Consider the following 16,872-nt stretch of genomic DNA (forward strand, 5'->3'; position numbering starts at 1 on the left):
TCATGTCACTGAAGCCCAAGCTGCGCCACGCCGTACTCGCTCCGCTGCTGGCGGCGGCGCTGATGGCCGTGCTGCCTGCCGCCACCGCGCAACTGCTGCTGAAGGACGGTCAGGGCTTGGCCGGAGCACCCAAGGCGGTGCCGGAGAAAGGCAAGGACGACACCTCGCCGGTCACTGAGCTGCCGGAAGTGAAGGTTGAAGGCGAAGTCGACGAACTGACCAAGGGCGATCGCAAGCGCCGCAATCAGGCCAAGCGGCTGCCGGGTCTCGGTACCGAGGAAGAACGCAAGCTCGATCGCCTGGAAAAATTGCAGGAGTGGTACGGCGATCTGCCGAAAGACCCGAACAATCTCAACGACGATTCACAGCGTTTCCTGGAAACCGCCGTCGAGAACAACGACGCCAAGGGCGTGACCCGTCCCGGTTCGCCGAACAGCGTGCCGCGCCGCAATCCGGCGGATTACAAGGACCCGATCGGCAACAAGCCCTGAGATCAGCGTCTAACGGCTACTCGCTGCGCTTCCAGCTGACTTCCTGGCCGCCGTCCTGGCGGGCCAGCACCCGGCAGCAGACGAACAGATAGTCCGACAGGCGATTGAGGTACTGCGGTACCAGCGGGCTGATCGCCTCAACGGCATTCAGTGCCCATACCGCGCGCTCTGCGCGGCGCGCGACGGCTCGGGCCAGATGCGCCGCCGCGGCGGCCGGATTGCCACCCGGCAGCACGAATTCCTTCAGCGGCGGCAGGGTTTCGTTCAGCGTTTCCAGCTCGCTGTCGATGCGCTCCAGATAGCTTTCCTTGACCAGCTCGAAGCCCGGCATCGACAGCTCGCCGCCGAGGTCGAACAACTCGTGCTGGGTGCGCGCCAGCGGGGTGCGGATGCCGTCCGGCAGGGTCTGCACCAGCATCAGGCCGACGCAGCAGTTCAGTTCATCGACATCGCCCATCGCCTGCACGCGCAGGTGGGTTTTCGGCACCCGCTCGCCGCTGGACAGGCCGGTAGTGCCCTTGTCGCCGGTGCGGGTGACGATCTTCGACAGTCTGTTGCCCATGAAGCGGTGTCCAGTGGTGGATGTGCAGCGATGGGCGAAATGATAGCAACACATACGATCGGGCCATCGAACCCGGCCGTCCTGAGCTGCTGCGAGCCGGCGGCGGTTTATCATTCGCCGCCCCGCGTATCTGCGGCCTGCCGGAGTGCTGTGTGACCAGTCCTTATCTCGCCGCGGCGCTGGAAGCCGCCGAAGCCGCTGCAGCGGTGATCCGCATGGCCTATCGCGGCCAGTTCTCGGTGGATTACAAGGCCGATGCGAGCCCGGTGACCGAGGTCGATATCGCTGCCGAAGCGACAATCAAGGCAGTGCTCAAGAGCCACTTCCCGGACCACGGTTTCTACGGCGAAGAACTGGGACGAGAAGCGGGCGACAACGAGCACTTGTGGCTGATCGACCCGATCGATGGCACCAAGAGTTTCGTTCGCGGCTATCCGATGTTCTCGACCCAGATCGCGCTGATGCACCGGGGCGAACTGGTGCTCGGCGTGTCCTCGGCGCCGTGCTGGGATGGCGCGCTCGGCGAAGTGATCTTTGCCGAGAAGGGCCAGGGGGCCTGGTGCGACAACCAGCGCCTGCAGGTGTCGTCGGCCGACACGCTGGCGCAGACCACCTTGTCCACCGGCAATCTCGCGCGGCTGGCCAGAAGCCCGGCCTGGGCGCGGCTCGGCGAGTTGATCGGGCAGGTCCATCGCATTCGCGGCTACGGCGATTTCCTGCACTACCATCTGCTGGCCGGCGGCAAGATCGACGCGATCGTCGAGTCCGATGTCAACATTCTCGATATCGCCGCGCTCAGCGTCATCGTTCATGAAGCCGGCGGCGTGTTCACCGATCTCGAAGGCCAGCCGCTCGGTCTCGATACCACCAGCGTCTGCGCCGCCACCCCTGGCCTGCACCAGCAGTTGCTCGACACCCTGCGCTGGACGCCGCCGGCCTGATCCCCTCTTTCTCACCTGGACATCACCATGAGCTACGACTACAGCGGCAAGACGGTATTCGTTTCCGGCGGCACCAGCGGCATCAACCTCGGCATCGCCCACGGCTTCGCGAAAGCCGGCGCCAAGCTGGCGGTGATGTCGCGCAGCCAGGACAAGGTCGACGCAGCGATCGCCGAACTGAAAGCCCACGGTGGCGAAGTGATCGGCTTCGCGGCTGACGTGCGCGATTACGCGGCCGTCGATGCCGCGTTCAAGGAAACCTCGCAGCGCCTCGGCAACATCGACGTGCTGATCTCGGGCGCCGCCGGCAACTTCCCGTCGCCGGCGATGGGCATCTCGCCGAACGGCTTCAAGTCGGTGGTCGATATCGATCTGCTCGGCACCTTCCACGTCGTCCGCGCGGCGTTTCCGTACCTGACCAAGCCGGGCGCTTCGGTGATCAACATCAGCGCCCCGCAGGCCTGGATCGCGCTGGAGTTCCAGATGCACGTCTGCGCCGCCAAGGCCGGCGTCGACATGGTCACCCGGGTCGCGGCGATCGAATGGGGCCCGCTCGGTGTGAGAGTCAATTCGATCTCGCCGGGGCCGATCGAAGGCACCGAAGGCATGCGTCGCCTGGCGCCGAACGAGCGGGCCACCGAACTGGTCAGGGACAGCGTGCCGATGGGCTGCTTCGGCAGCACCGACGACATCGCCCAGGCGGCGATGTGGTTGTCGAGCCCGCTGGCTCGCTATGTCACCGGCGTGGTCTTGCCGGTCGATGGCGGCTGGTCGCTGGGCGGCGTCACCGCGATGGGTTCGGGCATCAAGAAAGCGATGGGCGGCTAGCTAGCCGCAGACGCCCGCGCTCAGATCGCGATTTCCGGCTCGCCTTCCTCGGGAGCCTGGACGACGCCATCGGTCAGCCAGCAGTCCTTGTACGGGCCGTCGGGCTGCTTGCTGAGCGTGAACACGTAGCGATGGACGACGCCGGTACGGTCGATCAGCTCCACACCCTGGATCGCCTGCCGGCCTTCGCTGATCAGCGGCGCCAGCGTCGAGGCGCGGTGGTTGAGCATGGCCGGATAGGTTTCCCGGATCAGCGCCGCGAAGTGCGCCAGCGGGCCGGTCTGGCTGCGGTTGCCGGGCGAGGCCAAGGCAAACACGATCGCGAAACCGGCATCACGCACCGGCTTGTCGACATTGGCCAGCGCGGCCAATTGCAGTTGCACGACGGCGGCCGGCGACAGTGCCGGGTCCGGGCCGATCCCCAGCTTCTTTTCATCGGCCGCGGCCATGCTGCCGGGCAGCAAGGCCAGCAGTGCGAGCAAGCCAGGAATCATGCGCAGCAGCATCGGTCTCAAAGCCATCTGCAACCTCGTAAACTGAATCCACGGAATGCGCCGAATATAGCGTGGCCCGAACCGAGAACTCCGAAAGATCATGAATCGCCGCCCAAGCCATCAGAAACGCCGTCAGAAATTGTTGCTGAGTCTGTTGACCGCCACCGCCGTCGTCGCCTGCGCGACCTCGCCGCTCGGCCGCAACCAGCTGAAGCTGTATTCGGATTCCGATCTCGACGAGATGGGCGTCACCGCCTTTGCGCAGACCGCCAAGGAAACGCCGGTGACCACCAACGGCCAGGCCACTACCTACGTGAACTGCGTGGCCAACGCGATCACCCGCGAGGTCGGCGGCGTCTGGGAAGTGAAGGTGTTCGAGTCCAAGGACGTCAACGCCTTCGCGCTGCCCGGCGGCAAGATCGGCGTCTACACCGGGCTTCTGCAGGTGGCCAAGGGGCAGGACCAACTGGCCGCTGTCATCGGCCACGAAGTCGCCCACGTGATCGCCGGCCACTCGAACGAGCGCGTGTCGCAGCAGCAGGTCACCGGCCTCGGCCTCAACGTCGCGCAGCTGATCGTCGGCGGTGGTGCCGGTGGTGGTGCGCTGATGTCAGCACTCGGCGCCGGCGCCCAGTACGGCGTGCTGCTGCCGTTCTCGCGTGCCCATGAAAGCGAGGCCGATCTGCTCGGCCTCGACTACATGGCCAAGGCTGGTTTCGACCCGCGCCAGGCCGTGCAGCTCTGGCAGAACATGGCCCAGGCCGGCGGCCAGAAGCCACCGGAATTCGCATCGAGCCATCCGTCCGACGACACCCGCATCCGCCAGATCGCTGCGCGCTTGCCGCAGGATTTGCCGGTGTATCAATCGGCGCAGGCGGCGGGGAAAAAGCCGAAGTGCGGCTAACCCATCAATGGCGCTTGGAGGCGATGTCTAAGCCTACGTTTGAGGAGCCGTGTTCCGAGTCTAGGCGGCATCACACCACGTGAGACTTAGCTCGCTTGCCAACCTGCTTTCTGGAAAGCTTTCGTCGCGCACATTCTCTGCGGAGATTGCCGGCGAATTGGCTGTTTACGTGCTTAGCCTGCAAAAGCCAGGGGCCACGGTCCAAATTCAGGTCACAGAAGACATCGATCTTCTGTTGGATGGGCCGGCTCTTGCCGTTCTATGCAGGCTCTTCGCTGCCGGCGATTTGACTGCAGATGAGCTGGCGTATGTCGCTGACGTCGCCCAATTGTCTGAGCGTGTTGAGTGCAATGACCCAGAAGTCGCCAGCAATCTCGCTGAGTGCACTGACCCTGGCATCAATGGACCACTGACGATTGCTCGTGCGCTGGAGATCGCTGACATCAGAAAATAGTCTGATTGCAATTAGGGCTCACGCCAAAAACCCGTCATTCCCGCCTTCGCGGGAATGACGAGAGGTTCTGAGTTCGGTTGACTCGAAAATGTTCGAAAATCAGCCGCCAGCCGCCACAAAATGACAAGCCGCGTACTGCTCGCCATCAACCCGCCGCAGCAGCGGCACACTCTGCACGCAGGCATGTTCGGCGAGCGGGCAGCGCGGGTGGAACACGCAGCCCATCGGTGGCTGGGCCGGGTTCGGGGTGTCGCCGCCGAGCAGCCGGCGCTTCTTCGGTTTGCTGCCATCCGCTTCGATCACCGGCGCGGCTTCGAGCAGTGCCCGCGTGTATGGGTGGCGTGGCCTTGCGTAGACGTTGTCAGCGCGGCCCTGTTCCATGACCTTGCCGAGGTACATCACCAGCACGCGGTCCGATAGCTGGCGGACCACGGCGAGATCGTGGGCGATGAAGATCATCGCCAGATTGCGTTCGCGGGCCAGTTCGGTGAGCAGGTTGATGATCTGCGCCTGGATCGAGACATCGAGTGCCGATACCGGCTCATCGCAGATCAGCAGCTTCGGTTCGACGATCAGCGCCCGGGCGATGCCGACGCGCTGGCCCTGGCCACCGGACAGCTCGCGCGGCTTGCGGTCCGCCAGTTCCGGGCCGAGGCCGACCCGCTCCAGCAGCGCCAGCGCGCGGCTGCGACGAGTGGCGGCATCGAACTCGGGCCGCAGTGCCTTGAGCGGCTCGGCGACGATGTCGACGATCTTCATCTTCGGGCTCAACGAAGCCAGCGGATCCTGGAAGACCAGCTGCACTTCGCGGCGCAGCGGCCGCCATTCCTTGGGGCTCAGGCCGATCAGTTCGGTGCCGTTGTAGCGGATCGAGCCCGAGGTGGCTTCCTGCAGGCCGACCAGGGTGCGAGCCAGGGTCGACTTGCCGCAGCCGGATTCGCCGACGATGCCGAGCGTCTCGCCGGCCTGCAGGTCGAAGTGCAGATCGTCGATGGCGCGGATGTCGGCGGGGCGACCCCCGGACATGAACCCGGGCAGCAGGCCGCGCCTGGCATAAAGCACGCGCAGGCGGCGGACGGACAGGAGCGGAGCGGTGGCCATGAGAAACGATGCGCAAGAAAAAGGCCGACTGTTGTCGGCCCTTTCATTTTACGGCTTATGCGGCTCGATCATTCGAGCAGCGAGCGCAGCATCCAGGCGGTCTTTTCGTGCAGCTGCAGGCGCTGGGTCAGCAGGTCCGCGGTCGGCTCGTCGCTGGCCTTTTCGGCGAGCGGGAATACCGAACGCGCCGTTTTCGCGCAGGCCTCGTGGCCCTTGACCAGTTTCTTGACCATGTCCATCGCCGCCGGCACGCCTTCGTCCTCGTCGATGCTCGACAGCTTGGCGTACTGGCTATAGGTGCCCGGCGCCGGGAAGCCCAGCGCGCGAATGCGCTCGGCGACCAGATCCACCGCCAGCGATGACTCGGTGTACTGACCCATGAACATCAGGTGCAGCGTGTTGAACATCGGCCCGGTGACGTTCCAGTGGAAGTTGTGGGTCTTCAGATACAGCGTGTATTCGTCGGCCAGCAGGCGCGACAGGCCGTGGGCGATCGCGGCACGGTCGGCCTTGCTGATGCCGATGTCGATCGTCGCTTCGCTGGTGGCCGGAGCCAGCTTCGGCGCCTTCGGTTTGGTCTTTTCCTTGCTCATGGGGTTTCCTGTCAGGAGGTGGGCGGGTTGGAAAGGTACCGGTCAGACCGCTGCCGGTGATCCCGGTTCGGCTGGCTATGGAGACTAGCTCGCGCTGAGTTTCTGCTTGCGGTAGTAGGTGAAGATGTCGTTGAGGTTGCGCCGCGGGCGCCAGGAGAAGGTTTCGCGGAACAGGCGGCCGTCGAGGATCACCGGATACTTGAAGTAGTTGACCAGATAGGGCGGGAAGAACGCGTTCCAGTTCAGCACCGAGGCGACAAATTTCGGCAACGACGGCGGGATCGACAGCACCGGCAGCTTGCGGCAGCCGCACTGGGCCACCGCTTCCTGATACGGCACGTAATCATCCGGCGCAACGTTGTAGATGCCCGGCTTGTTCTGCTCGAAAGCGGCGATCATCGCGTCGGTCATGTCGTCGACATGCAGGAACTGCATCAGCGGCGAGAAGCCGATCAGCACCGGCACCAGACTGCGCGACAGCAGGATCGACATGGTGTTGCGCACCCCCGGGCCGAGCACGTTGCAGGGCCGCAGGATGGTGATGTTCAGCTCCGGATGCTTCCACAGATAGATGTTGGCGAGGCTTTCCAGTTCCACCGAGTCGACCAGATCCTGAGTCACCTCGCTGGCCTTCAGCGGCGCGTCCTCGTCGATCAGCGCCGGGTTGTAGGCGCTGGCGCCGTAGACGTAGTACGTCGAGTGGATGATCACCTGGCCGACCTTGTACTTGCGGCACAGGTCCAGCAGCCGCTTGCAGCCGAGCACATTGGCGTTGTAGCGCTGCTGGCGGGTTTTCTCATGCGCGAAGATGCGGCCGATGTGGATCACCGCATCGACCTTGTGACTGGCGAAGATGTCCTCGAAGCCGCGCTTGTGCAGCTCGACCAGATAACTCGGGATGCCGGCATCGGTTTCCACCTTGCGGCGGAAATCGACGGCGATGACGTTGTATTGGCCATGCAGGCGGGCAATCACCCGCTTGGCCAGCGAGCCGGCGGCGCCGGTCACCAGCACGGTCTTCTTCGGGGCAGCGCGGCTGCCGGTTTTCGTTGCCATCAGTAAAGGCTCGTGCGTTCTTCGAGGCCGAGCTGCATCAGCCGGCGCAGTTCGGTTTTCACCGTTTCCACCTGTTCGGTCACCTCGGCCTCGCTGGCCGCCGGCGAGAAATGCATCGGCTTGCCGAAGTTCAGATACACCCGCGCCGGCAGCGGCAGCAGGCTGGGCACGATCGGCAGATAGGGCAGACCCAGCAGCTTCGCGATCGGCGCCAGATTGATGACCGCGGGCATGGTTTCCTCGCAGCCGACGATGCCCACCGGCACGATCGGCGCGTGGTGGTTCATCGCCAGATGCATGAAGCCGTTGCCGAAGCGCTGCAGCTGGTAGCGCTTGCGATACAGCTTGCCGGAGCCGCGAATGCCTTCCGGGTAGACGATGATCGCTTCATCCATGTCGAGCATCTTCGAGCAGTTCACCGGATCGCCGATGACGCCGCCGAGCGCGTTCAGGAAGTTGCCGAGCCAGGGCACGGTGGGGAAGAAGCGCTCGATCATCGCCCGGGCCAGACGCGGGCCGTGCGGATTGGTCGCGGCGGCCACACCCACCAGCACGCCATCCATCGGCAACTGGCCGCTGTGATTGCCGACGATCAGCACCCGGCCCGCGCTCGGGATGTTTTCCAGGCCGTGGGCGGTGACCCGGAAGTAATGATCGTAGAGCCGCTTCGCAGCGCCGAGGGCGAGCTTGAAGGTGTCTTCGTTGTAGCCCCAGGGGTCATAGCCGAAGCTGCCGACGGGCTTCGGAATGCTGGCTACCAACGCTTCGATGTCGGCAGTGACCAGCTTGGCGGCGATGCGCTGCTTCACGTCGAGCGAGCCGAGACTGAGCATGATGTGTGGTTGAATTTTTCTGGACGGTCGACCTGCTGGCCTGTTCGAAGACCTGATCAAGCTTCGATCCGGACTCTTCAGACCTTGAGCGGTCGCCTCGCATCAACTTAGTGCAAAAGCCTGGTGCCGGGAAGATGCTGCGGCGGCTTTATTGCGAGGACTGCTTCACGAGTGCTGCGCAGACGACGATCAGGCGGCGCGCGCCAGGTAGCGATCGAGCGCGGCGCGGGCGGCGGGGTCGAGATCGATCGGCACGGTGCGCCGGACCAGCAGATCGTCGAGCAGCATCCGCGACTTCAGCAGCAGGGTATTGCTGCCATCGAATTCGGCGAAGGCGGCGCAGTCGAGGCCGGCGTAATAGGCCACCGCCTTCATCCAGCGGCCTTCGTTGCGATCGTGATCGTGGACCAGGAACCAGGCGCCGGGCTGTACCAGTTGTTCGAGCAGCTCGGTGACGTTTTCGGTTGCGTCGGCAGCGGTCGCGGCATGCAGCACCGGTGGAGGAGCTGCGTCCGTTGTCGGATCGGCGGGCGGCTGGTTCCGCTGGCCCGGATGGATCAACTTGCCGAGCGCAGCCTCGAAGCCGTTCAGCGCATCGTTGATGCGGCCTTCGGCGAGGCCGACGGCCTTGAACGCCGTGGCCAGTTCGGCACGCAGCTCGCGCCGCAGCGCCTCGCTGCGCTGATCGTCGCGGGCCGGATCGAGCATCGCGACGATCTGATCGAGCTCGGCGAAGCCCTGTTTCCACTCGGCGCTTTCGGGCCCGTGATGCAGCAGGTGCATCGCCATCATCGGCGCCCACAGCGAGTTCAGCAGTGGCCGCACCTCGTCGCTGATCGTGGTGCCGGAAGTTCGCAAATGCAGCTCACCGGCGATGATCCGGCGCACCTTGGCGACGATCGCCTGGCGGCGGGTGGCCGTCTGCGCCATCTGCTCCTCGATGAAGCGTTCGGCCTGATCGGTGGCGATCAGCTCGATCTCCGGCGGCGGCTTGCGCAGCGACTCGGCGGCGATATCGAACTGCCGCTGGATCTGCGACACCAGCTCGGCAATGCGGGACTGATGCTCCGGGCCGCCGGTTCTGGCCGTCGAGGCCATGGTCGCCAGCTCGTTGATCAGGCCTCTGACCGGATGATCCGGATCGCTGATGAAGGCGACGTCCTTCAGCGCCACTTTCATCGTCGACAGGCGCAGGCCGTCGAACTGCACGCGCAGCGGGTTCGGCAGGTTGGGGTCGGCGAGGATGTCGTTGAACATGTGGCCGACCAGGCTGGCGCGCTGCACGTAGGCAGCGGTCTGGCGCGGCGTCCAGCCGAGGATGGTCAGGCCCTGCGAGGCGGCGGCGAGATCGGCGGCAAGGCTGGCGTTCGAGTACGCGGCGGCGTCGGGCGTCGTCGCGCCGAGGCGCTGCAGGCTGGCCAGCGACTGCGGGTCCAAGGTTGGCGACGTCATCATCGACGCCGCAAGACCCGCCGGCGCGCGGAAATCCGGCTGGGCCGCGGTCTGGCCGAATTGCGGGGAATCGGAGAAGCCGCGCGGTGCGTGAGTGGCGGTGGCCTCGCCGGTCGGCATGTCGCCGCGCAAGGTTCCGCCCGGGCGTGCGTTCGGCGCATGGCCGAGATGGGCGGACTGCACGCCCTGCTGCTTCAGGAAGTTCAGCGCCTTGAAGTAGAGATCGGCAAGCTCGCTGATCACCAGGCGATCGAACAGCTTGAACACCACCAGTTCGACATCCGAGCCGACGTTCAGGGTCTCGGCGGCCGATCGGAACGCGCGGCAGATGGTCAGCGGCGCCAGCGCGTCGATCGACATCGGCGCGTGATGATTCTCGACCAGCGTCTTGACCCGGCCGCCGATGTCCCAGAGCGTGGTCTTGTAGAGGCCATCGGCCTTGGCTGCCATGTTCGAGACGGCGATATCGAGCTCGACGGCCTCGTTCTTCTGCAGGCTCAGCTCGCCGTCAGCTTCCCGGCTGCCAGTGGCTGGGAACGCCGCATCGAAGCCCTTGCTGTAGTTGTCGCAGAACCGCGTGGTCATGTTCTTGCGGTCGAGACGCACGGCCCGCATGGTGTCGAAGAACAGGCGACGATCCTGGTTGTTGGTAGCGCGTTCGGCAAACTCGAAGAGCAGATCATCGGCACCATCGAACATGATGTTGAGCCGCTCGCGCAAAGCTTCGACCACCTGCAGACGCAGGGTCTCGACCAGTTGCGCCGTGCCTTCGGCAGGCTTGCTCTTGCCGCGCAGCAGACTCACCACTTTCGGGTTGCCGTTCACCATTTCCATCGTCCTTCAGCCATGGCACAGCCTGGCTGCGCGAAGCGCGCGCGCCAGACACAGCCGTGCTTGCTGAAAGGGTCCCGGGTCATGGCTGCCACTTTATGGGGCATCGTGCACGATGCCGGAGCTGCTAAACGATTTTGTCCACGGATCAAAGCACTTGCGTGAATTTTTCGCAGGCGGATGAATCGCGTTCAGCCGGATCATCGCAGGGCGCTATAGCGATGACCAGCGTCTTTACACAACTGACAAAAGTACCCATTCAGTCATCCCGCAGGAATGCCAATCTGCTCGCCCAGTTGCAGATTCCACAGGCGAGCATAAGCGCCATTCGCGGCGAGCAGGCCGGCATGCGAACCGTGTTCGACGACTACGCCCTGATCGAGCACGACGATGGTGTCGGCATCGGTGATCGTCGACAGCCGATGGGCGATGACCAGCGTCGTGCGTCGTTCGGTTGCTGCCTGGAGCGCGTCGAGAATCGCTGCCTCGGCGCGCGAGTCCAGCGACGAGGTTGCTTCGTCCAGGATCAGGATCGGCGGGTCCTTGAGCAGGGCGCGGGCGATGGCGATGCGCTGCTTCTCGCCACCGGAGACTTTCAGGCCGCGCTCGCCGACGTGCGTCTCGTAGCCCTGCGGCAGCCGAGCGATGAAGCCATCGAGATGAGCGAGCTTGGCGGCGCGTTCGACTTCGGCACGGCTCGCGCCCGGCCTGCCGTAGGCGATGTTGTATTCGATGGTGTCGTTGAACAGCACGGTGTCCTGCGGCACCACGCCGATCAGCCGGCGCAGGCTGTCCTGTGGCATGGCGCGGAGATCGACGCCGTCGATGCTGATCGAGCCATGATCGGGATCGTAGAAGCGGAACAGCAACCGTGCCAGGGTCGATTTGCCGGCGCCGCTGGCGCCGACCACCGCGAGTTTCTTGCCTGGTGCGATCACGAAGCTGACGCCGCTCAGGATGTTGCGGCTCGCGCTGTAGCCGAAGCGCACATCATCGAAGCGAATCGCCGGACTGCCGCCGGTGGTGCGCAGCAACGGCATCGCGTCGGGCGCGTCGACGATCTTCGCCGGCTGCTCGATCAGGCCGAACATCTTCTGCATGTCGGTCAGCGCGCGGCGGATTTCGCGGTAGACGAAGCCGAGGAAGTTCAGCGGCACGAACAGCTGGATCATGTAGGCGTTGACGGCGACGAAGCCGCCGACAGTCATCGCGCCGCCGACCACTTCCGCCGCTGCCAGCCACATCATCGCCGTGATCGAGCCGGCGACGATCAGCGCCTGGCCGGTGTTCAGCGCCGACAGGGACATCCGGTTCTGCGAGGTCGCGCGTTCCCAGGCGGCCATGCTGTCGTCGTAGCGCTCGGCTTCCCAGCGTTCGTTGCCGAAGTATTTGACCGTTTCGTAGTTGAGCAGGGAATCGATCGCGCGAGTGTTGGCTTTCGAATCCATGGTGTTCGCCGCGCGCACGAATTTGGTGCGCCACTCGGTCACCCAGACCGAAAACGCGACGTAGAGCACCACCGAGACGCCGGCGATCGCCGCGAAACGGCCGTCGTACTGCTTCCACAGGATGCCGGCGACCAGGGCGATTTCGAACAGGGTCGGCACGATGTTGAAGGTCAGGAAGCGCAGCAGGAAATTGATGCCGTCGACACCGCGCTCGATGTCTCGGCTCAAGGCGCCGGTGCGCCGCGACAGATGGAATTCCAGATCGAGCCGGTGCAGATGCTCGAACACTTTCAGCGCGGCGCGGCGCTGGGCGCGTTCGGCCACCCGGCCGAAAACCAGATCGCGCAGTTCACCGAGCAGCACGTTCAGGAAACGGAATGCGCCGTAGGCGAGCAGCAAGGCCGCCGGCACCACCAGCACCAGACCTTCGCGCGGGCCGAGGTCATCGACCAGCTGCTTCATCAGCTGCGGCAGCCAGACGCCGGCGATCTTGGCGATGAACAGCAGGCTCAGCGCCAGCGCGAGGCGGCCCGGAAATTCGGCGAGATAGGGCTTCAGCGCGATCAGCGCCTTGCCCAGCGAGGGCTCGACGATCGCGTCTTCGGCAGCGTCGCCGGTATCGGGAGTACGGCGGTGGCCGGGACGGGACAAGGCAGTGCAATCCGGAGGGGTAGGCAGCGGTATGTTGCGCTGAACGCGGCCGGTTCAAGCCGCAGGCGATTTCGGGTTGTTCCTAGGGCGCCTTGTCGTTCGCTTCGAGGCTGGCTTTCACCGCCGGCCAGTCGATCGCCAGCGGTGGATAGTCTTTCTTCGGCAGCGCCTGGATGCCGGCTTCGATCGCGGCGATGCGCTCCTCGGTGGCCGGATGGCTGGACAGCAGCGCGATCGGCATCTGCGGCGCTTCCTTGGCCAATGTCCGGAAGAAGGTCGCCATCCCTTCGGGGGCGATGTCGGCGCGAGCCAGCGCCGCCAGCCCCTGGGTATCGGCTTCGGTTTCGAGATCGCGGCTGTAGTGGGTGGTGCCGACCTGGTAGGCGAGCATGCCGGCCATGGCGCTGACGTCGCCGAGCAGCACGGTGGCCATCGTCGCCCAGCCGAGGCCGTTAACCATCGCCTTCAGCGTGTGGCGATTCTCGACGTGCTGCACCTCGTGAGCGAGTACGCCGGCCAGTTCCTCGGGCGTCTTCGCCGCCAGGATAAGACCGCGATGAACGACGACGTAACCGCCGGGTGCGGCGAAGGCGTTGATGCTCGGGTCTTCGAGCACCGCCCAGTGATAGTGGTAGCGCGAGCCGGCGGTGAGCTTGTTGCCGACGCTGCTGACGGCCTCGACGGCAGGCCCGTTCTCGAGCAGTTTTCCGGACTGCCGCAGTTCGGTCATCGTCGATTTGCCGAGCTTCTCCTCGACCTCGGGCGGCACCATGCGCACGGCCCAGTCGACGATCAGCCCGTAGCCGAGCACCACGCTGATCACCAGCAGCGCCAGGGTGCCAGCCAGCCCGCCGAGCAGCAGCCATTTGCCACGATCGTTCCGGCCACTGCGCACGTACCGGCGCAGTGCTGCTTCGAGCGAGGCCGGTGCGCTGGCGATCAGGGTGGCGCGTGCCACCGCATCGAGGGGCGCCAGCGATAGCCGGCCGCGCGTGGCATCGGTCCAGCCGAGGTAGAGCGTGTCGTGATCGAAGCCGCCGGTTTCGATGGTGATCGCATCGGCCGCCGCTTCCAGGCGCAGATCGCCGCCAACCTGCAGGCGATCGCCGACGAACTGCGCGCTCACCTTCAGCCCGGCCGGCGGCAGATCGCGTCCATAGAGCAGCGCGGCGAAGGACTGGCTCATCTCAGACCGGTATGTCCATGGTCAGAATGTTGATCACCGCCACCGCGATGATCACCAGGAACCAGCCGATGCGGCCCGTCGGATTCGCCGTGGCCGCCATGCCGAGCAAGGTGCGGCTCAGGCGCTTCAGCGGCATCGATTGCAGCCAGATGGTGCCGGGGCCGGACAGCTGGGCGAAGAACAGGCCTTCGCCGCCGAACAGTGCGGTCTTGATCTTGCCGGCGTACTTGATGTCGTAGCGCACCGAGCTTTGCAGCGCGACCAGGCAGCCGGTATCGACTCTCAGGCTCTGGCCGGGCGCCAGCTGCATCTCGGTCAGCGCGCCACTGGCATGGACGAAAGCCACACCATTGCCGGTGAGCTTCTGCATGATGAATCCCTCGCCGCCGAACAGGCCGACGCGAATGCGCTTCTGCCAAGCCAGACCGACTTCGACGCCGCGCGCGCCGGCCAGAAAGGCACCGCGCTGCACGATCAAGGTGCCACCGGATACGGCGAGATCGATCGGCACGATCTGGCCCGGGCCGGGTGCTGCGAAGGCAACGCGGCGATCCGTCGCGGCGTCGTTGCGGTAGATCGACGTGAACAGCGATTCGCCGCTGAACTTGCGGCGCACGCCGCGCCACAGGCGGCTGAGGAAATGGGTTTCGCGGCCGCTGCCGTCGCCGATCTCGGTGGAGACCTGTACGTCGTCATCGACGTACATCATCGCGCCCGGCTCGGAAACCGCGCAGCGGCCCGGCGCCAGACGCACTTCGACGTACTGCAGATCGCTGCCGTGGATGCGGTACTCGATCGGGTCCATGTTCATCGCGGTGCTCCGGGTGCAGGTCCTTCGATTCGAGGGCTCAGCGATTCATCTCGCGGACGATCTTCCAGGCGCCGTCGGCCTGAAGGCGCCAGTACTGATCTCTGCGGACGTTGGACGCCGGGTTGTCGCCGGCCTGATTCTGGACGAACTGGGCCAGAACCAGGCCGTCTTCGCCGGGATAGGCGAACAGACTCAGATCGCTGAGCGTGATCTCGCCCTGGCTGCGCCAGCCCTCGATCGCCTTCAGCAAAGGCTCGCGCTCGGCATCGAGCTGCGCGGCCGGTACCCAGTCGAGCTGCTCGGCAAGGATCACCGGCGTGCTGTCGACCCTCAGCTGCGCGCGCAGGCTGAGCAGATCGTTGTTCGAAAAGGTCACGCAGCCTTCGCTGGAACGCGGCGCGCGGACATAGGTATCGGTCGGCACACCGTGCAGCCAGATGCCGGAACCAGTGCGGCCCAGCGAACGGTCCCAGGAATTCGGATAACTCAGCGGCAGGGCGCCGGCGCCGTAGAGCGTCGGCAACTGGTCATCACCCATCCAGCCGGTGACGCGATAGATGCCGACGGGCGTGCGCAGATCGCCCGCGCTGCGCTTGCCGAAGCCGTTGCGGCCGATGCCGGCGTACAGGTTGCGGACCACGTACTGGCCCGAGCCATTGTTGTCGATCAGATACGCGCGGCCCTTGCCGAGATCGACGACCAGCACGTTGCCGATCTCGTCCGCCAGCTTCAGCAGCAGGCTCGGCACCAGACCGGGCGCCGGCAGGGCGCGCAGCTCGTCGCTGCGATTCCGATACTCGGCAAGCAGGGCGCTGATGCGCGGATCGTCCTCGTTGGCCGGTGGCGAATCGACACGGCCGCCGGAACGCAGCGCCAGCGCCTGCGCATACAGCAGCTGCGCGAGCCGGAAGTTCGGCTCGATGCCCAGCAGTTGTTCTAGCTGCTGGGTGGCGACGGCGTAATGGCCATCGCGCATCGCCGCCAGCGCTTCGGAAAGGCGGTCTTCGGGATGAATTTCCGCCCTGACCAGCGGCTCGTCGGCGGCAGTGCTGTCGGCACTGCTTGAAGCTGCTGCCAGCAGGAGGCTTGTTGCCAGCAGCGCTGTCGCCAGCCTCCGCCCCAACCGCAGACTCAGCGGGTGGTTTCCCGGACGATCTTCCAGCTGCCGCCGACTTCAGCCAGCTCGATGATCTTGCCGACCTTGTCGGAGATCGTGTCGGACGAGTAGTCCTGGGTGAACAGCACGCGCACGTGCTGGGCGTCGATCGCCTGCACCTCGGGCGCCACCAGCTCGACATTGATCATCTTGGCCTTGCCGATGCGCGCGCGGCGCTGAAGCTGCCACTCGTCGATCGCGAGGCCGCCATCGGGCCTGAACTCCGGCGAGTAGGCGGCGAGGTAGGCGTCGACATCGCGGGCCGACCAGGCTCTGGCCCAGACTTCCAGTGCTCTCAGCACGGCATCGCTGGAAGCGGGAGCCGTCGGTTCAACGGCAGCCGGTGCTGCGGCGACTGGCGCAGGCGCTGCTGCAGTCGGCGTCGCTGCTGCTGCGACCGGAGCGGGAGCGGCCACAGGCGCAGCGCGACCCGCTCCGCCATTGGTCAAGCCGCTGAGCAGCGACAGCTTGTAGCGGGTCGATGCATTGTTGGCGTCCAGCGCCAGCGCCCGGTTGTAGGCGGCACCGGCCAGCGCGGCATAGATGTCGCCGAGATTCTCGTGCGCGGTGGCGTAGCTCGGGTTGGTGGCGAGCGCGGCTTCGAGTGCGTCGCGGGCCTTCTCGTAGTTGCCGGTCTGGGCGTACAGCACGGCGAGGTTGTTGTAGGGCTCGGGCAGCTGCGGATAGTCGCGGGTCAGCTCGGTGAAAGCCTTGATCGCTTCGGCGTTGTTGTTCTGCTTGACCAGGATCAGCGCCCGCGTGAAGCGGCCTTCGGCATCCTGCGGGCTCGCGGCGAGGTAACGATCGATGCGCTTCAGCGCGCCATCGAGATCACCCTGGCTGATCAGGGACTGGGCTTCTTCTACTGGCGTTGCTGCGATTGCTGGCAGCGTCGATGCTGTCAGGCCCATCATCAAAAGAAATGCAGCACTACGGCGTACTGAGCGATTCACGCGTTACCTCTGAATTGGTTCGATTCCATGAAGACAAGGGTTGGGTCTTTGCGGCGGCCGGCACTTCCGGTTGATTTACCGGTAGACCATTCGGCATGCGACCCTGCCTTTCCGATGGCCCGGAATA

Annotated in this window: 17 protein-coding genes; 5 read left to right on the forward strand and 12 right to left on the reverse strand. The window is 65.2% G+C overall.

The genetic code is table 11. The features are described from left to right. Positions 1-2: 2 nt before the first annotated feature. Positions 3-491: a hypothetical protein gene (locus G513_RS0110850; RefSeq protein WP_156891539.1), complete on the forward strand. Its 489-nt coding sequence runs from the start codon at positions 3-5 to the stop codon at positions 489-491. Between the two features lie 16 nt (positions 492-507). Here G513_RS0110850 and G513_RS0110855 read toward each other — a convergent pair whose 3' ends face one another. Beyond that, positions 508-1,053, reverse strand: coding sequence for a cob(I)yrinic acid a,c-diamide adenosyltransferase (locus G513_RS0110855; protein WP_022976869.1), 546 nt, complete (start codon positions 1,051-1,053; stop codon positions 508-510). 152 nt (positions 1,054-1,205) lie between these two features. Between G513_RS0110855 and G513_RS0110860 the strand changes: the two genes are divergently transcribed. After that, on the forward strand, positions 1,206-1,994 hold the full coding sequence (locus tag G513_RS0110860) for an inositol monophosphatase family protein (RefSeq protein ID WP_022976870.1): 789 nt from the start codon (positions 1,206-1,208) through the stop codon (positions 1,992-1,994). Between the two features lie 21 nt (positions 1,995-2,015). Continuing rightward, a complete protein-coding gene (locus G513_RS0110865; protein WP_028475408.1) occupies positions 2,016-2,822 on the forward strand; it encodes an SDR family oxidoreductase in 807 nt (268 codons plus the stop codon). 20 nt (positions 2,823-2,842) lie between these two features. On the opposite strand, the gene G513_RS22565 is transcribed toward G513_RS0110865, so the two are convergent. After that, the gene (locus G513_RS22565) at positions 2,843-3,343 is read right to left on the reverse strand and encodes a DUF4864 domain-containing protein (RefSeq protein ID WP_169560605.1); all 501 of its coding nucleotides are present in this window, start codon (positions 3,341-3,343) and stop codon (positions 2,843-2,845) included. Between the two features lie 73 nt (positions 3,344-3,416). Here G513_RS22565 and G513_RS0110875 point away from each other — a divergent pair, with 73 nt between their 5' ends. Both G513_RS0110875 and G513_RS22570 read left to right on the forward strand, forming a co-directional pair. Further along, positions 3,417-4,220 (forward strand): M48 family metallopeptidase, encoded by an 804-nt coding sequence (locus G513_RS0110875; protein WP_022976873.1) that lies wholly within the window; start codon positions 3,417-3,419, stop codon positions 4,218-4,220. 79 nt (positions 4,221-4,299) lie between these two features. Then, positions 4,300-4,674, forward strand: coding sequence for a hypothetical protein (locus tag G513_RS22570; RefSeq protein ID WP_028475410.1), 375 nt, complete (start codon positions 4,300-4,302; stop codon positions 4,672-4,674). Positions 4,675-4,773: 99 nt separating this feature from the next. Here the strand turns inward: G513_RS22570 and G513_RS0110885 are convergent, their stop codons facing one another. The 10 genes from G513_RS0110885 to G513_RS0110930 form a co-directional block, all read right to left on the reverse strand. After that, on the reverse strand, positions 4,774-5,775 hold the full coding sequence (locus tag G513_RS0110885) for an ABC transporter ATP-binding protein (RefSeq protein WP_022976875.1): 1,002 nt from the start codon (positions 5,773-5,775) through the stop codon (positions 4,774-4,776). Positions 5,776-5,843: 68 nt separating this feature from the next. After that, positions 5,844-6,368, reverse strand: a complete 525-nt coding sequence (locus tag G513_RS0110890) for a Dps family protein (RefSeq protein WP_022976876.1) — start codon at positions 6,366-6,368, stop codon at positions 5,844-5,846. Between the two features lie 84 nt (positions 6,369-6,452). Then, on the reverse strand, positions 6,453-7,424 hold the full coding sequence (locus G513_RS0110895; protein WP_022976877.1) for an SDR family oxidoreductase: 972 nt from the start codon (positions 7,422-7,424) through the stop codon (positions 6,453-6,455). Beyond that, the gene (locus tag G513_RS0110900; RefSeq protein ID WP_022976878.1) at positions 7,424-8,257 is read right to left on the reverse strand and encodes a lysophospholipid acyltransferase family protein; all 834 of its coding nucleotides are present in this window, start codon (positions 8,255-8,257) and stop codon (positions 7,424-7,426) included. Before G513_RS0110900 ends, G513_RS0110895 begins: the two co-directional genes overlap by 1 nt. A gap of 189 nt (positions 8,258-8,446) precedes the next feature. Continuing rightward, on the reverse strand, positions 8,447-10,543 hold the full coding sequence (locus G513_RS0110905; protein WP_022976879.1) for a DUF1631 family protein: 2,097 nt from the start codon (positions 10,541-10,543) through the stop codon (positions 8,447-8,449). Positions 10,544-10,803: 260 nt separating this feature from the next. Further along, positions 10,804-12,582, reverse strand: coding sequence for an ABCB family ABC transporter ATP-binding protein/permease (locus G513_RS0110910; RefSeq protein WP_028475414.1), 1,779 nt, complete (start codon positions 12,580-12,582; stop codon positions 10,804-10,806). A gap of 139 nt (positions 12,583-12,721) precedes the next feature. After that, positions 12,722-13,825, reverse strand: coding sequence for a M48 family metallopeptidase (locus G513_RS0110915; RefSeq protein ID WP_022976881.1), 1,104 nt, complete (start codon positions 13,823-13,825; stop codon positions 12,722-12,724). A 1-nt stretch (position 13,826) separates the two neighbouring features. Further along, positions 13,827-14,636: a TIGR00266 family protein gene (locus G513_RS0110920; RefSeq protein ID WP_022976882.1), complete on the reverse strand. Its 810-nt coding sequence runs from the start codon at positions 14,634-14,636 to the stop codon at positions 13,827-13,829. Positions 14,637-14,673: 37 nt separating this feature from the next. Continuing rightward, positions 14,674-15,759: a L,D-transpeptidase family protein gene (locus G513_RS0110925; protein ID WP_022976883.1), complete on the reverse strand. Its 1,086-nt coding sequence runs from the start codon at positions 15,757-15,759 to the stop codon at positions 14,674-14,676. Positions 15,760-15,767: 8 nt separating this feature from the next. Next, positions 15,768-16,703: a nuclear transport factor 2 family protein gene (locus G513_RS0110930; protein ID WP_022976884.1), complete on the reverse strand. Its 936-nt coding sequence runs from the start codon at positions 16,701-16,703 to the stop codon at positions 15,768-15,770. Between the last annotated feature and the right edge of the window lie 169 nt (positions 16,704-16,872).

The organism is Nevskia ramosa DSM 11499, from assembly GCF_000420645.1.
Lineage (GTDB): Bacteria > Pseudomonadota > Gammaproteobacteria > Nevskiales > Nevskiaceae > Nevskia > Nevskia ramosa.

Bases quoted from the DNA above. Each gene is read 5' to 3' on its own strand.
- G513_RS0110855 (WP_022976869.1), bottom strand. From the start codon at position 1,053: ATGGGCAACAGACTGTCGAAGATCGTCACCCGCACCGGCGACAAGGGC.
- G513_RS0110895 (WP_022976877.1), bottom strand. From the start codon at position 7,424: ATGGCAACGAAAACCGGCAGCCGCGCTGCCCCGAAGAAGACCGTGCTG.
- G513_RS0110890 (WP_022976876.1), bottom strand. From the start codon at position 6,368: ATGAGCAAGGAAAAGACCAAACCGAAGGCGCCGAAGCTGGCTCCGGCC.
- G513_RS0110850 (WP_156891539.1), top strand. From the start codon at position 3: ATGTCACTGAAGCCCAAGCTGCGCCACGCCGTACTCGCTCCGCTGCTG.
- G513_RS0110900 (WP_022976878.1), bottom strand. From the start codon at position 8,257: ATGCTCAGTCTCGGCTCGCTCGACGTGAAGCAGCGCATCGCCGCCAAG.
- G513_RS0110915 (WP_022976881.1), bottom strand. From the start codon at position 13,825: ATGAGCCAGTCCTTCGCCGCGCTGCTCTATGGACGCGATCTGCCGCCG.
- G513_RS0110875 (WP_022976873.1), top strand. From the start codon at position 3,417: ATGAATCGCCGCCCAAGCCATCAGAAACGCCGTCAGAAATTGTTGCTG.
- G513_RS22565 (WP_169560605.1), bottom strand. From the start codon at position 3,343: ATGGCTTTGAGACCGATGCTGCTGCGCATGATTCCTGGCTTGCTCGCA.
- G513_RS0110930 (WP_022976884.1), bottom strand. From the start codon at position 16,703: ATGGGCCTGACAGCATCGACGCTGCCAGCAATCGCAGCAACGCCAGTA.
- G513_RS0110920 (WP_022976882.1), bottom strand. From the start codon at position 14,636: ATGAACATGGACCCGATCGAGTACCGCATCCACGGCAGCGATCTGCAG.
- G513_RS0110905 (WP_022976879.1), bottom strand. From the start codon at position 10,543: ATGGAAATGGTGAACGGCAACCCGAAAGTGGTGAGTCTGCTGCGCGGC.
- G513_RS0110885 (WP_022976875.1), bottom strand. From the start codon at position 5,775: ATGGCCACCGCTCCGCTCCTGTCCGTCCGCCGCCTGCGCGTGCTTTAT.